Source organism: Brevibacillus fortis (assembly GCF_003013395.1).
Classification (GTDB): Bacteria; Bacillota; Bacilli; order Brevibacillales; family Brevibacillaceae; genus Brevibacillus; species Brevibacillus fortis.
Window position 1 is genome coordinate 1 of sequence record NZ_PXZM01000077.1, and the last position, 13,786, is coordinate 13,786.

A 13,786-nucleotide genomic window follows, 5' to 3' on the forward strand; every position below is an offset into this window, starting at 1 on the left:
TCCGCTGCCAACGAGGCGGGATGAGCCGGTCTCCCCGCTATGACAATCATATACAACCTCCCCTTCACACACTGTCCTTCTTATTTGTATGCGAATGCCCATGTCCAAGTGATCGACTAAGAAAAACCATCAGAGAAGCACGGAAGGTACTCTTGGTTTGAGTCAACATAGTGGAGGAGAAGAAAAAGAACAGTTCTCTTCGACTCTGACACGCCAGCATGGGGGATTGACTGTCCGTCTCCATTTCAAAAAGGGGACCGTCGAGCCAAAGCCACCCTACGGGCGGACGTTTCTCAAGGAAGAAGTGTTCGACAAGCGTGGTCCCCTTTTTGAAATTCCGACTGGGTAGGCGTTGTCAAGGTCTGCGAGCCCTGTGCTTTTTCTTCTCACTTGCCTTGTCCGTCAATCGATGCCTTCTAAAACTTTCATGTCAAAACTGCTCCGTAAGAAATAGGAAAACCAGCCCGACGGCATCTGCCCAGGCTGGTTCTCTTTGTTAATGGTTCACAATCCCTACTCGCGTCCCGGAAGAAGCAAGATTTCCGACTTCCTCGCAACCTTCCTTCCACAGCAAGTAACGGATACTGTCTGCCAGTGCTTCCCAGCTCGCCTCGATGACGTTGGTGGAGACGCCGACTGTGCTCCATTTTTCGCCGTTGCTCGAGGATTCGATTAGGACACGTACTTTTGCGGCAGTTGCGCCGTTTTCATCCAGGACACGCACTTTGTAATCTTCGAGCTGCATTTTTGCAATGCACGGATAGTAGCCTTCCAACGCTTTTCGCATCGCATTGTCCAGCGCATTCACCGGACCATTGCCATCAGCTGCCGTATGGACAGACTCGCCATTCACACGCAACTTCACGGTCGCCTCCGACGTGATCGATTGGACGGCTGCCTTTTCCAGCATGATCTTGAAGGAGTCGAGCGTGAACAGGTTTTTCAGCTTGCCTGCGGCTTCCAGCAGCATCAGCGTCAGCGAAGCCTCTGCTCCCTCGTATTGATAGCCTTGGAATTCGCGCTCTTTGATGTGTGTAATGATTTCTCTCGCCTTTTCCCGATCCAGCGAAAGGTCGATCTCCAGCTCTTCCATTTTGGCGAGCAAATTGCTTTGACCAGCGAGCTCCGAAACGAGTACGCGACGTTTGTTGCCGATATTCTCCGGCTCGATGTGCTCGTACGTTTTCGGATCGCGCATAACGGCGCTTACGTGAATACCACCCTTGTGAGCAAAAGCACTATACCCGACAAACGGTTGGTTGTTCGGCATCGTCATGTTCGCAATTTCCGCTACATAGCGCGACAGCTGCGTCAGCTCCTGCAATTGATCGCTGCTCACACAATGATAGCCCAGCTTGAGCTGCAAATTCGGAATCACTGAGATCAGGTTGACGTTTCCACAGCGCTCACCTATGCCATTAATGGTTCCTTGTACTTGCTGTGCGCCTGCCTGGATCGCTGCTAACGCATTGGCAACCGCTACTCCGCTGTCATTATGCGGATGAATGCCTACAGGCGTCCGCAGATGGCCCACAGTCGTTTTGACAATATCATAGACTTCATGCGGCAGTGTCCCGCCATTTGTATCACAGAGAACAATCCAGTCAGCCCCAGCCTCTTCTGCTGCTTCCAGCACCCGCAATGCGTAGCGCGGATTCGCCTTGTACCCATCGAAGAAATGCTCTGCCAAAAAGAGAGTCGTCAGTCCGTTTCCTTTTAAAAATGCGACCGAATCTGCGACCATGCGCACGTTTTCTTCCAACGTCGTTTTGAGAGCATCCGTCACGTGCAAGTCCCATGATTTCCCGAAAATCGCCGCTGCCGAGGCTCCGCTTAAGATCAACGCTTGCAGATTCTCATCATCCGGCGCTGCTATATTCGGTCTACAGGTACTGCCAAAAGCCGTTATCTTTGCGTGCTGCAACGAAATCTCCCGGATACGCTCAAAAAAAGCCATGTCCTTTGGATTGCTGCCCGGCCAACCGCCTTCAATAAAATCGATACCAAACTGATCCAGCCGCAGTGCGATCTTTATCTTGTCTTCTACCGACAGGCTGATCCCCTCTCCCTGCGTACCATCTCGCAGGGTCGTATCATACAGATACACCTTGCTATTCATGTTTCTTCTCCACCTGTTCTGTTATTTTTCTGAATAATCACATCATTCGAATCGTTAGACGATTCCCAGTATACCACAGCCCAAATGGAAAGAAAACGCAGGAAAATAGAGGTTTTTTCTATGTCCGTGGGGTGCGGACAAATGCGACGGTTTGCTTGATCGCAGCTTCCAGTGGAGCCGATGTACCTGCAAACGGATGACGCGTGTTAAATGTATGATCTCCGCCTTCTATCCAGTGTAGCTCGCTGTTTTTGGCAGCCTGCTGAATTCTTTTTGCACCCTCTACCAGACGGACATAATCTTTTTCTCCTGTAATGATGCACAGCGGTTTCTCCATCGTAGAAACAAGTTCCAAAATATCGTATTGCTGGCGATTGTTGTCTACGTCCTCGATCACGACTCTCGTGATTGGCATATCTTGACGGGTTCGTGCATTCGCTATGTATCCGACGCCAGTCTCTTCTATTTGTTGGCGCAGCTTTTCGTCGAACAAATCGACATGGGCGATTCCGTTCCAGGTCACAATCCCTGCCACATGTGGGTTGTTCGCTCCGAATAAAATCGCATCACCGCCGCCCTTGCTGTGACCCAATACGTACAGCTTCGTTTTGTCCACATAATCGGGTAAAGGAAGCTCACCTGACAAAATCCGTTCCGTCAAGGCTTGTAAATCAGCCAATTCACGGGCATACGTATTGCGTCCGAATTTCTCCAGCTCGTCGAACTCCGTCAAGCTCTCGCCTACGCCATTGCAGCTAAAGTTAAAGCGAATCGTGGTAATGCCTTGCTTGGCCAGCTCATCGGCTACGTAAGGAAAACTTCCCCAATCCTTGAAGCCTTTAAAGCCATGGCAAAACAGCAGCAGCGGCTGTGCTGACCCTTGTGTTTCATCGGAGTGAATGTCTCCGCGCAGCGTCAACTCCTCATCGAGTGCGATTGAAAATGATTGCTTTTGCATGTGCTTTTCACCTCTTATGCTTTTTTTTATTATTATGCCGTGTCCCCCTCTTAAAAGAAACGAAAATACCAAAAAAAGAGACCTTCCTCTATGGAAGATCCCTCAGTCGGTCAGATTTCTCTTTATTAACGAGATACAACGCGTACTCCAACGGCCGTCGAACCGCCATCGCATATCTCTTGTGCTGACGCATCTGCTTGAAAATTTCTCTGCCTGGCTTCGGATTGATTTCGATAATCCAAACCTTCCCGTGAACATCAATCCCCAAGTCAAAGCCAAACTCCATCATCAGGCCGAAATGCTCTTCAATGCGTGTGACAGTCTTGATCGCGAGTTCCTTGCACTCCTGCACAATCTGCTCTGCCATTTCCTGACCAAATCGCTGGACCAAAAAAGAAACAGCAGGCAAAGCTGTTCCCCCTCCATGCAAATTCGAAGTAGACGATTGTGTCGGCCCAACACGAATGCCCATCCCGGTCAAACACCATTGACCCGTCCCGTCCTTTTGCACGAGCAGGCGAGCATCTACTGTTCGCTTGGGAACCAGCGACAACCGTAGCCCCTGCTGAAGAAAAAACTGCTCATCTCCGTTCTTCTCATACTTCATCCAATGCTCCAGCCGCTCGCACACCTCTGTGAGGGTCGCTAGTTTTTCGCAGCTTTTGGCTTGCTGCTTGGTCCTGCCATGCAAAAGGTAGCGACCTGCTTTTTTCTCCACACGCAAAATGCTTCTGCCACCAGAGCCGTTTGTCGGCTTGAGGTAAACCTGACGATGATCGTCAAGCATCTCGGCAAGCGTTTTTCTGTCGTACGGGAGTGTTTCGGGAAGCCAGAGCTGTAGCTCTGGATCTTGTATCAAAATCTGATGAACGACATATTTGTTCGAGAAGCGGTTATTCGCATAGCGAAACCAGTTTTGCTTGCGAAATGGCAAATAGGCACGATGCTTGGGCAGTGGATAGTAGCGATAACGGTCGATGACAATATCGGGCCAGGCAAAACGCTCTCGTCTCCACTTCGTGCCATTTGGTACATAACCGTTGATCCGCTTTTCTTCAAAATGGACATCTTGTGGGCTAAACAAAAAAACCTCTGCCCCCAGTTCTCTTCCTGCCTCTACCAGCCTTCGCAAAAAGCCCGGTTCGACAAAGCCTGATTCTCCTCGGTAGGTCAGTACGCCTATACGTTTTCTCACCGAAAGGCCACTCCCTCCCTTGTTCGATTTTCTAGCTAGCCTTGTATAGCTTATGGCTGAAAGCAAAAAAAGCGCCTTTGTCCTATGTAGGCAAAAGCGCATCTTTCATGAATTTTCCTATTGTTTACGTTCCAAATAGTGCAACGCTGTTCGTCCCAAGAGCTCACCTGCGATCAGCATGGCATCCTCGTCGATATCAAAACGGGGATGATGATGGGGATATGTCGCCAGTTTTTCCGGATTGCCTGCCCCTACGAACAGGTAAGCACCGGACACCTTTTCCAAGTAGTAAGAAAAGTCCTCGCCACCCATCAACGGTTTCATCGATTCCACACGATCAGTTCCAAATGCAGCAATCGCTGCTTCCTGTGCGATCGCCGTTTCTTTTTCATGGTTAATGACGGCTGGATACCCTCGCTCGTACACAACCGTAGCGCTGCCTCCCATCATGGCAGCCGTCCCCTCCGCAATTTCTTTCAAACGCTGCTCCGCACGATCGCGGACGTCTGCCAAAAAGGTGCGGACAGTCCCTGTCAAACGACAGCTATCTGCAATGATGTTCGTACTGTCTCCGCCATGGAACGTCCCCACGGTCACGACCACACTCTCTAACGGGCTGACGTTGCGGCTGGCAATCGTTTGCAAATGACCGACGATTTGTGAACCGATCACAATGGAGTCGACGGTTTCTTCTGGAACAGCACCGTGTCCCCCTTTTCCTTTGATCTCGATGGAAAAGTCGTCTGTATTCGCCATGAGCGGACCTGCACTAATGTACACCTTCCCCACAGGGAACATCGACCAGAGATGAACACCAAAGATCGCATCGACGCCATCTACAGCACCATCCTGAACCATTTGAGTAGCTCCGCCCGGATTCTCCTCTTCTGCATGCTGAAAGACAAAGCGAATCTCACCAGCAAATTGCTCACGATGTGCTGCCAAAACAGCAGCGAGTCCTAATAGCTGGGAAGTGTGCGCATCATGTCCACACGCATGCATGACGCCAGGTACGGTAGATTTATACGGTACCTCTTTTTGATCCTGAATCGGCAGGGCGTCAAAATCCGCACGCAAAGCGACGACCTTACCTGGGCGCCCTCCGCGCAAAACGCCGATGACTCCTCTACCACCAACTCCTGTGCGAACCTCATCAAAATGAAGTCCTCTCAATATTTCGGCAATAAGGGCTGGGGTCTTCTCCTCTTGAAAGGAAAGCTCGGGATGCTGGTGCAGATGACGCCTCCAGCTAATGATTTGCGGTTCCATCTCTTTGAGCAACTCTTTTAATTGTTCCTGCAAGGCCATGGTTCTTACTCCTCCCACTGGATGCACCATTCTTCTTCCATCATAACAGAATCATGGGCCAAATGGGGAGCTTGACTACTCCAGAGCAAGCATGCTGCGTTTTCGCTTTTCAAAAACCGCAAAGCTCGTATAGCCTACCCGTTTCAACTGCGCTCGCGCCTCGTCCAACTGCTGACCGACTTGATCAGGTGCAGTAGCGCTAGACGCCAAGGTGATGGGCACCTCGTTCTGGAACAGAATTTCCAGAAAACGATAGCTGGGGGAAAATTCTCGGAGCGGACTCGCCAGACCGTAGCCTGTATTAATTTCCGTCGCAATCCCCCTGCGTCCAAGAGCGCGGGCCACACGCTGATAATACGGCAATAGTGAAGTTTCATCCGGTCGCACACCAAACGATTTGATGCCATCGATATGGGCGATGACATCGAATAATTGCGATTCGATCGCCTGCTCCAGCTTATCAAAATAAAGACTGTACAAACCGATGAGCTCCTGTCTTCCAAACCGTTCTCGTGCATCCTGGATCGGATAGCCCCAGCCTTCCAGAAAATGTACGGACCCTATGCACACATCCCAAGGATATTGGTTGATGACATGCCGCAGTGTATCTTCTCCACCTGAAAAATAGTCCAGTTCAATCCCGACACGCAGCTCAATCCCGTCCTCCGCCCAACGAAGTCGCTCTTTTTGAAGGAAAACAACAAAGCTGTCCAGTGAGTCGTTTGCGACCTGACCGAGCCATCTGCGCTGCGCTGTCCCCAAGCGATCAGAGCCGATGTGCACATACTGTTCGTAGTACGGCCGATACTCAAGAAAACGATATAAGTGCTCCACCACGCAAACTTGCTGAATCCCCGCCTGTTTGGCGCGTAATCGATACAGTTCCAGCCAATCCCGTGAATACGGGCCTTGTTGAAGGCGTTCTGCCAACCCAGTGGTCAGCCTACTCGCCCATTTGCGGCTCCCCATCACTTCGTCGTGCTCCATGGGGGGACGCAATGATTCCGCTTGCGTGAGCAACCAGTCCAGCGAATACGGCCCTTCCTCCAGATGGACGTGAAAGTCAACCTTCATCCCGATCACCTCCTTGGGTTCGTCCCTGCTATTTTCTATCGTTTATATGCATGTGGGTCCATACATATGTCGAGTATTCACATGACGAACGACCTAGCACAAGAAGTGAAAAAAGAACAAAAAAATGCCTCAGTAACGAGGCATTTTCGCTTATTTGCTGTTTTTCCGCTCATACACGTAAAACGCATGCGGATGAACATTCTTCTCATCTACGATACCCTCACGCTTGTCCACCAAGGTATAGGCGTCAGGGTCCCATGCTGGGAAAAACGTATCGCCCTCTGTTTCTAAATCGATCTCCGTAATGTACAGACGATCAACGACATCGAGGAACTGGCGATAAATTTCCGAGCCGCCAAAGATGATGACATCGCCCATTGCGAGCACTTCTTCCTTCGTATGGACGACATCTACACCTTCAGGGTGAAAGTCCTGACTTCTGGTCAGAACGACATTTCTACGGTTAGGCAGTGGCTTGCCGATCGATTCGAACGTTTTGCGTCCCATGACGATCGTTTTGCCTGTCGTTAGTTCCTTCACATTTTTCAGGTCGGCAGGAAGGTGCCATGGCATGTCGCCATCTTTTCCGATGACTTGGTTGCGGGCATAGGCAACAATCAGGCTGATCATACGGCCACCTCGCCTTTGATGTGCGGATGGGATTCGTAGCCAACGATTTCAATATCTTCGTATTTGAAGTCAAAAATCGAAGTAACCGCTGGATTGATTACCAGCTTCGGCAGCGGTTTCGGCTCGCGAGTAAGCTGCAGCTTGACCTGCTCGATATGGTTGAGATACAGATGAGCATCTCCGATCGTATGAACAAAATCGCCCACTTCAAGCCCGGTGACATGCGCCACCATATGTGTCAGCAAGGCGTAGGAAGCAATATTAAATGGCACACCTAAAAAAGTGTCGCCACTGCGCTGATACAGCTGGCAGGACAGCTTGCCATTCGCTACGTAAAACTGAAACAGAAGGTGACAAGGCGGCAATGCCATCTTGTCCAATTCAGCCGGATTCCACGCGCTTACAATCAAGCGGCGAGAGTCCGGATTGCGTTTGATCTCCTCAATGATCCATTGAATCTGGTCCACTGTTTTGCCGTCGCGTCCAGTAAATGAACGCCATTGGCTTCCATATACCGGGCCCAAATCTCCGTTTTCATCGGCCCATTCGTTCCAAATCCGTACGCCGTTCTCCTGCAAGTAGCGGATATTAGTATCGCCCGATAAAAACCAGAGCAATTCGTGGATGATCGATTTCATATGCAGTTTTTTCGTGGTGACCATTGGAAAGCCTTCACTCAGGTCAAAACGCATTTGATGCCCAAAAACACTGGTCGTTCCGGTGCCTGTCCGATCCTCTTTTGTGACACCCTCATCCAAAATGCGCTGGCATAAATCCAGGTATTGTTTCATCGTCCATCTCCCCTTCCATCTCATCTATTTTACCTGACCCAGACGAAAATGAAAGATGAATGTCATGATATAATGAACTGGATAATTGTAGAAAGCAGGATTCGTGATGGATGGCATAACTTCTGTGGCTGTAAAGCCCTTATATAAACAAATAGCAGAGCAAATCGAGCAAAGAATCAGTAGCGGCGAATTCGGTCCTGGCAGCTTTTTGCCCTCGGAGCGCACGCTAGCCAAAGAACTGAACGTCAACCGTTCGACCGTCGTCGCGGCGTACGATGAGTTGCAAGCAGCAGGTATGATCGAGCGCATACAGGGAAGTGGCACCATCGTCAGCCAAGATATTTGGGGATTGGCACGGACCCGCGTTCCTAACTGGAGGCATTTGACCGAGTCAGGGTCGTTTCGCCCGAATTTACCGTTGATTCGAAAAATCCGTCGTCAAACACAGGAAAATGACCTGATCGATTTGGCAAGTGGTGAGCTCTCGACCGATCTCGTCCCCCATCAGACACTCCAGCAGCTCATGACAGCCGATGACTTCCCTGCTCATCTCGGCTATGAGCATCCGCAGGGCAATTGGGCTTTGCGAGAGACCTTGAGTCTCCATATGAAAAAATGGCGAAGCATCGAAGCACCTGCTACCTCAATCATGATCACGTCAGGAGCGCAGCAAGCTCTTCATCTCGTCGTTCAATGCTTGTTAAAGCCAGGTGATGCGGTTGCCATTGAGGAGCCGTCTTATTGTTATTCCTTGCCACTTTTTCATTCCGCTGGCTTGCGTACGTTCTCGCTGCCTGTTGACCGGGACGGAATCGACCCGAAGCACTTGGCCCAGCTACACCGCCAGCACCGCATCAAAATGGTTTTTCTCAATCCGAATTATCAAAACCCGACAGGGACACTGCTTTCAGTGGAGCGGCGCCAGGAATTGCTTGCTTTCTCCTATGAAAATGGAATTCCGATCATCGAGGATGATCCATACAGCTTGACCAGTTTTTCGAGCGAGCCCGTCCCAACCTTAAAATCGCTGGATCAACACGGAACAGTACTCTATATCAGCTCTTTGACCAAAATCGTAGCCTCAGGTCTGCGGATCGGCTGGGTCGTCGGGCCCTCTACTGTCATGGAAAGACTGGCCGATGCAAAACAGCAGTTTGATTTTGGACACAGCATTTTTCCGCAATGGCTGGCGAATCGCTTTCTCGGATCGCCCCAGTTTGCGAGTCACATCGATCTTTTGCAAACCGAGCTATCCTTGCGGCACGATCAGCTTGTTTCCTCGCTTCAAGACAAGTTCGGTGACCAAGTAGAGATGGTCGGTTCACAAGGCGGCATTCACCTGTGGTGCAAATTCAAAGGGGAATGGAACGGCGAACGTCTTCTTACCGAATCAGTCAAACGGGGGGTTGTCTTCGTTCCGGGACATCTTTTCGGAGCAGAGCAAGGATATGTCCGCTTCACCTTTGGCAGAGCTACTCTGGATCAGATCCCTGAGGCCGTTTCGCGCTTAGCGGATGCATTCGCGGCAAGTGGATGGGCAAAATAATCCCCAAGTGGATGGCAACATTTTTGTACGGTCGGTATATGATCGAAGTAAGCTACCGTATGCATCCTCGTGTATATCGAAGCAGGATGACTGTGCCATACAGAAAGGACGATTGGCTGTTATGAGTATTTTGCCTTTTATTATTGCGATTATTGTACTTGTTCTTATAGGGCTCGTCGCTACGATTAAAATTGGGATCAACCCAACCGAATCCAAAGAGCGGGGTTTTAAACAACGCTCCCGCAACCTGTTGATCATTTACGGCATCATTACGATCGCTCTGGTCATTGCACTGTCAGTCTTTCTCTACAACAACCTTTGATTAATTCCGAACGCAACATGACATAAATAAGACGCCGTCTGCCTTGTACAGGTATGACGGCGTTTTTGAATCGAAGGAAGACCTTCGTCATGTGTTTTTCGAAGATGATACCTCTATTACACGATTTTCCTCGCTACATTGGCTGCTTGTAGCCCCCGCTGTCCATTCACGATCTCAAAAATCACCTGCTCGCCTTCCTCCAAATTCCGGTAACCTGACCCCGTAATCGCAGAATAGTGTACGAATACATCAGGTCCTCCATCTCGCTCAATAAACCCATAACCCTTTTCTTTGCTGAACCATTTTACTTTCCCTTGAATCATTGTGTTTCCTCCCTGTAATCAGTGCAGCTCTTACGCTTACCCCATCATATGCGGATGCGAAGTCAGTGGATATACGGTAAAATAAATAAAGTAAAAATCGTCACGCCAGAAAGGAGTGAATCACATGAAAAAAGCATTGATTGTTGCATGCGCGCTGCTGCTCACTGCCTGCTCCGAAATATCCGAAGGAGTACAAACCGCCCAGCAAGCAGTAGAAACAGGTCAGCAAGCGATTGAGACAGGCAAACAGGCTGTCCAAGCGGGACAACAAGTTCTCGAAGCCGGCAAGCAACTAGCGGAGTCTGAAGTCGCCAAACAGCTGCAAACATACCTCCAGCAAAAATACGAATCCTCTGAGGCATTGCGTAATGCCATGTTCAGTGGAGATGGTCAGTTGCTCGTGGAAGAATTGCAAAAGACCGAGCTTGCGAACTTCAGCTTCTACAAATCTGACATGTTTGGTGTTGAATATACAGGCACACTCTCTGCCGATGGTACTTTCAAAGTGCTTAAGCATGATTTGAACAACCCAAGTGCGGAGCCTACTGTCGTAAAGGAATTCAAAGTAACACTCGACGGAAACGGTCAGGTTCAAGTTCAGTAATTTGGAAAACTTTTCAAGAAGGGCCTGCGATCATTTATCGTGGGCTTTTTCGTGTTATTAAAAAACTTTTTATTGAGTCTCTACAAAATTTTCTGTGTTTCCTTATAGATTTTTATATATGGGCATGATAATGTGTAAGATGTTCATATAAAATTCATAAATACTAAACACAACAAGAGGTGCTGCCAATGAATATGCTGCTCACGTCTATTATTGTGTACATGGCAGGTATGCTTTTAATCGGCTATTATGCCTACAAGCGTACCTCCAATCTGACCGACTATATGCTCGGTGGTCGATCGCTGGGTCCAACTGTAACCGCTCTCAGTGCGGGTGCATCCGACATGAGTGGCTGGTTGATGATGGGCCTCCCAGGCGCCATGTTTGCCCAAGGACTTAGTGCCTCCTGGATTGCTATCGGTCTGACTCTCGGAGCTTATGCCAACTGGCTGTATGTCGCTCCTCGCCTTCGTTCGTATACGGAGGTTGCCAACAACTCGATTACGATTCCTGCTTTTTTGGAAAATCGTTTCGGGGATGGGTCTCGGATGCTTCGTCTTGTCTCTGCGCTTGTTATTATGATCTTTTTTACCTTTTACGTCTCATCTGGTCTCGTTTCTGGAGGCGTGTTGTTTGAGAACACCTTCCACCTGAACTATCAAACGGGACTATGGATTGTCGGATTGGTCACCATTGCCTATACGCTGTTTGGCGGATTTCTCGCTGTAAGCTGGACTGATGCGGTTCAAGGACTCATTATGGTGATTGCTCTCATTCTTGTCCCGCTTGTAACCGTTCTCACAGCAGGCGGATTGGGTGAAACGTTTACTGAGATCCGTGCTGTTGATCCCTCCTTGCTCGATATTTTTAAAGGGACGAGCCTGCTCGGCATCATTTCCTTGTTTGCATGGGGTCTCGGTTATTTCGGACAGCCGCACATTATCGTTCGCTTTATGGCGATCACGTCCACGAGTGAGATCAAAAAAGCTCGCAGCATCGGTATGGGCTGGATGATTTTCTCCGTGGCTGGTGCCATGCTGACAGGTCTGGTCGGTATCGCCCTGTACTCCAAGCAAGGCTGGACGTTGAGCGATCCTGAGACGATCTTCATCCAGTTGGGGACGATTCTGTTCCATCCACTCATTACCGGCTTTTTGCTGGCGGCAATTTTGGCAGCGATCATGAGTACAATTTCCTCTCAGCTGCTCGTCACATCCAGCTCCTTGACTGAGGATATTTACAAAACCTTCTTCAAGCGATCTGCAACCGACAAAGAGCTGGTCACGATTGGCCGCCTGTCCGTATTACTCGTATCTGTTATCGCCTTCTTGCTCGCCTTGAATAAAAATGACACGATCCTCGATCTCGTCGGATATGCGTGGGCCGGATTCGGCGCTTCGTTTGGGCCTGTCATCCTGCTCTCCCTCTATTGGAAGCGCATGAACAAATGGGGTGCTCTCGCGGGCATGGTCGCTGGCGCGCTTACTGTCATCATCTGGACTCGTTTTGATGTGCTGAAGGACTTCCTCTACGAGATGGTTCCCGGCTTTGCCATTAGCCTGCTCGCCATCGTGGTTGTCAGCCATTTGACCAGCAAGCCTTCGAATGAGGTAACCGCTCAGTTTGATGAGTACCAAAAAAGCATGAAATAATCCTTACCGATAAAAGCCAAGCAGCCAATGCGCTGGACAACTTGTCCACGTCATAGGCTGCTTTTTTCTGTTGAAACTATTTGAGACCCTCATCGTAAATCATCCATAACCTCGAAAAAAGGAGGGGCAAAAAACTGATGATGATGATGTCTGGCTTGATTATTGGCGTATCCCTTTTGATTTTTGGCATGCTCGGGATGGCTTGCTACCGCTTTTTTATCCAAAAGAAACCAGTCGAGCATTACTACACCCCGCTAGATCGCGTGTTCGGGCAAACGCCAGTGGAATTCCATGAGCAAAAGATCGAGAAAAAAGAATCAGAGGAAGAAGAAGGTGACGACAAGGATAAGAACGAGAAGATTTGGCAAATGCGAAGATCATAACGAAAACCAAGCTTCTGCCAAACGGCCGATTCCTACCTCAATGTCTTGTTCCTCCACTCCACCAAACCCAACAATCATTCGCGGGCGTGCATTCGTCGGATCATTGGCCCAGTTATGGCCGCTCGGATACACCCGAACATCTGCCACACGCGCCAGCTCGACCAGCTCCTTCTCTGTACGGGAAGTGTCCACCTCGAGTAAAATATGTAGCCCTGCTGACTGTCCCAATACGCGTACTTCCCGGGGCATGTAGTCTGTATCGCCCGAAGCAATGCATCATGCTTGCGGTGATAGACCGTTCGCATTTTTCGGACATGCTTTTCCCAGTAGCCCTTTTGCATGAACAACTGCATGCTCCGCTGCAAATGGCGGGAAACTGGAGAAGGATACGCCTGAAATGATTCCAAATATCGCCCGAGCAACTGCCTCGGAAGTACCGTATAATCCAAGCGAAGTGCTGGAGAAAATGCTTTGGAAAAATTGCCGATATAAACAACGCATCCGTCCCGATCCATTCCTTGCAAAGATGGCGTAGGGTGTACATTGTAGCGGAATTCGCCATCGTAATCATTTTCGATGATGATTCCGTTCTTTCTCTTTGCCCATTGCAGCAATTGCTGACGCTGACCGACTGGCATGACCATCCCATATGGAAATTGATGGGCAGGCGTTGTGTACACGACCGTTGCTTCGCTTTTCTCCAAAGCTTCAATGGACAGCCCCTCTTCCGCAAGCGGAATTGGTACGACTTCGTAGCCATGATGCGAAAAGACGATTCGTGCATCTGCATATCCTGGCTCCTCGATCGCAACCACACGATGCCTATCTGCCAAGAGCAGACATAAAAAGCTGAGAGCCTGCTTTGAGACTCCCACGGCTAA

The 13,786-nt window shown here is 49.6% G+C and carries 15 protein-coding genes; 6 read left to right on the forward strand and 9 right to left on the reverse strand.

Features of this window, described 5'->3' with window-relative positions:
* The first annotated feature begins 157 nt into the window (after positions 1–157).
* Positions 158–349: a hypothetical protein gene (locus tag C7R93_RS29645; protein WP_106842140.1), complete on the forward strand. Its 192-nt coding sequence runs from the start codon at positions 158–160 to the stop codon at positions 347–349.
* Positions 350–496: 147 nt separating this feature from the next.
* Here C7R93_RS29645 and cimA read toward each other — a convergent pair whose 3' ends face one another.
* The 7 genes from cimA to C7R93_RS29680 all read right to left on the reverse strand — a co-directional run bounded on the left by cimA (position 497) and on the right by C7R93_RS29680 (position 8,075).
* Positions 497–2,119 carry a citramalate synthase gene (gene cimA, locus C7R93_RS29650; protein ID WP_106842141.1) on the reverse strand — a complete coding sequence of 541 codons (1,623 nt, stop codon included), beginning with the start codon at positions 2,117–2,119 and terminating at the stop codon, positions 497–499.
* Between the two features lie 118 nt (positions 2,120–2,237).
* Positions 2,238–3,077 (reverse strand): alpha/beta hydrolase, encoded by an 840-nt coding sequence (locus C7R93_RS29655; RefSeq protein ID WP_106842142.1) that lies wholly within the window; start codon positions 3,075–3,077, stop codon positions 2,238–2,240.
* A gap of 88 nt (positions 3,078–3,165) precedes the next feature.
* Positions 3,166–4,272: a YheC/YheD family endospore coat-associated protein gene (locus tag C7R93_RS29660; protein ID WP_106842143.1), complete on the reverse strand. Its 1,107-nt coding sequence runs from the start codon at positions 4,270–4,272 to the stop codon at positions 3,166–3,168.
* Between the two features lie 117 nt (positions 4,273–4,389).
* Complete coding sequence (locus C7R93_RS29665) at positions 4,390–5,580, reverse strand: M20 metallopeptidase family protein (RefSeq protein ID WP_106842144.1); 1,191 nt, start codon at positions 5,578–5,580, stop codon at positions 4,390–4,392.
* A 75-nt stretch (positions 5,581–5,655) separates the two neighbouring features.
* On the reverse strand, positions 5,656–6,654 hold the full coding sequence (locus C7R93_RS29670) for a histidinol phosphate phosphatase domain-containing protein (protein ID WP_106842145.1): 999 nt from the start codon (positions 6,652–6,654) through the stop codon (positions 5,656–5,658).
* Between the two features lie 150 nt (positions 6,655–6,804).
* On the reverse strand, positions 6,805–7,284 hold the full coding sequence (locus C7R93_RS29675) for a dihydrofolate reductase (protein ID WP_106842146.1): 480 nt from the start codon (positions 7,282–7,284) through the stop codon (positions 6,805–6,807).
* A complete protein-coding gene (locus C7R93_RS29680) occupies positions 7,281–8,075 on the reverse strand; it encodes a thymidylate synthase (RefSeq protein WP_106842147.1) in 795 nt (264 codons plus the stop codon). Before C7R93_RS29680 ends, C7R93_RS29675 begins: the two co-directional genes overlap by 4 nt.
* Positions 8,076–8,181: 106 nt before the next feature.
* Here C7R93_RS29680 and pdxR point away from each other — a divergent pair, with 106 nt between their 5' ends.
* Entirely contained in the window at positions 8,182–9,621 is a 1,440-nt protein-coding gene (pdxR, locus tag C7R93_RS29685; protein WP_106842148.1) for a MocR-like pyridoxine biosynthesis transcription factor PdxR, read from the forward strand.
* Positions 9,622–9,742: 121 nt separating this feature from the next.
* Positions 9,743–9,943, forward strand: coding sequence for a hypothetical protein (locus C7R93_RS29690; RefSeq protein ID WP_106842149.1), 201 nt, complete (start codon positions 9,743–9,745; stop codon positions 9,941–9,943).
* Positions 9,944–10,059: 116 nt separating this feature from the next.
* Here C7R93_RS29690 and C7R93_RS29695 read toward each other — a convergent pair whose 3' ends face one another.
* Entirely contained in the window at positions 10,060–10,266 is a 207-nt protein-coding gene (locus C7R93_RS29695) for a cold-shock protein (RefSeq protein WP_106842150.1), read from the reverse strand.
* Positions 10,267–10,390: 124 nt separating this feature from the next.
* On the opposite strand from C7R93_RS29695, the gene C7R93_RS29700 reads away from it, so the two are divergent.
* The 3 genes from C7R93_RS29700 to C7R93_RS29710 all read left to right on the forward strand — a co-directional run bounded on the left by C7R93_RS29700 (position 10,391) and on the right by C7R93_RS29710 (position 12,905).
* Positions 10,391–10,870, forward strand: coding sequence for an outer membrane protein assembly factor BamD (locus C7R93_RS29700; protein ID WP_106842151.1), 480 nt, complete (start codon positions 10,391–10,393; stop codon positions 10,868–10,870).
* Positions 10,871–11,058: 188 nt separating this feature from the next.
* Positions 11,059–12,522 (forward strand): sodium/proline symporter PutP, encoded by a 1,464-nt coding sequence (putP, locus tag C7R93_RS29705; RefSeq protein WP_167402514.1) that lies wholly within the window; start codon positions 11,059–11,061, stop codon positions 12,520–12,522.
* A gap of 137 nt (positions 12,523–12,659) precedes the next feature.
* Positions 12,660–12,905, forward strand: coding sequence for a DUF3951 domain-containing protein (locus C7R93_RS29710; protein ID WP_106842153.1), 246 nt, complete (start codon positions 12,660–12,662; stop codon positions 12,903–12,905).
* A 74-nt stretch (positions 12,906–12,979) separates the two neighbouring features.
* Here the strand turns inward: C7R93_RS29710 and C7R93_RS29715 are convergent.
* A partial coding sequence (locus C7R93_RS29715) for an aminotransferase-like domain-containing protein (RefSeq protein WP_146142450.1) occupies positions 12,980–13,786 on the reverse strand: 807 nt, incomplete at its 5' end.

Coding starts and splice junctions, on each gene's coding strand:
- cimA (WP_106842141.1), bottom strand. CDS start 2,119: ATGAATAGCAAGGTGTATCTGTATGATACGACCCTGCGAGATGGTACG.
- C7R93_RS29655 (WP_106842142.1), bottom strand. CDS start 3,077: ATGCAAAAGCAATCATTTTCAATCGCACTCGATGAGGAGTTGACGCTG.
- C7R93_RS29665 (WP_106842144.1), bottom strand. CDS start 5,580: ATGGCCTTGCAGGAACAATTAAAAGAGTTGCTCAAAGAGATGGAACCG.
- C7R93_RS29670 (WP_106842145.1), bottom strand. CDS start 6,654: ATGAAGGTTGACTTTCACGTCCATCTGGAGGAAGGGCCGTATTCGCTG.
- C7R93_RS29675 (WP_106842146.1), bottom strand. CDS start 7,284: ATGATCAGCCTGATTGTTGCCTATGCCCGCAACCAAGTCATCGGAAAA.
- C7R93_RS29680 (WP_106842147.1), bottom strand. CDS start 8,075: ATGAAACAATACCTGGATTTATGCCAGCGCATTTTGGATGAGGGTGTC.
- pdxR (WP_106842148.1), top strand. CDS start 8,182: ATGGATGGCATAACTTCTGTGGCTGTAAAGCCCTTATATAAACAAATA.
- C7R93_RS29690 (WP_106842149.1), top strand. CDS start 9,743: ATGAGTATTTTGCCTTTTATTATTGCGATTATTGTACTTGTTCTTATA.
- C7R93_RS29695 (WP_106842150.1), bottom strand. CDS start 10,266: ATGATTCAAGGGAAAGTAAAATGGTTCAGCAAAGAAAAGGGTTATGGG.
- C7R93_RS29700 (WP_106842151.1), top strand. CDS start 10,391: ATGAAAAAAGCATTGATTGTTGCATGCGCGCTGCTGCTCACTGCCTGC.
- putP (WP_167402514.1), top strand. CDS start 11,059: ATGAATATGCTGCTCACGTCTATTATTGTGTACATGGCAGGTATGCTT.
- C7R93_RS29710 (WP_106842153.1), top strand. CDS start 12,660: ATGATGATGATGTCTGGCTTGATTATTGGCGTATCCCTTTTGATTTTT.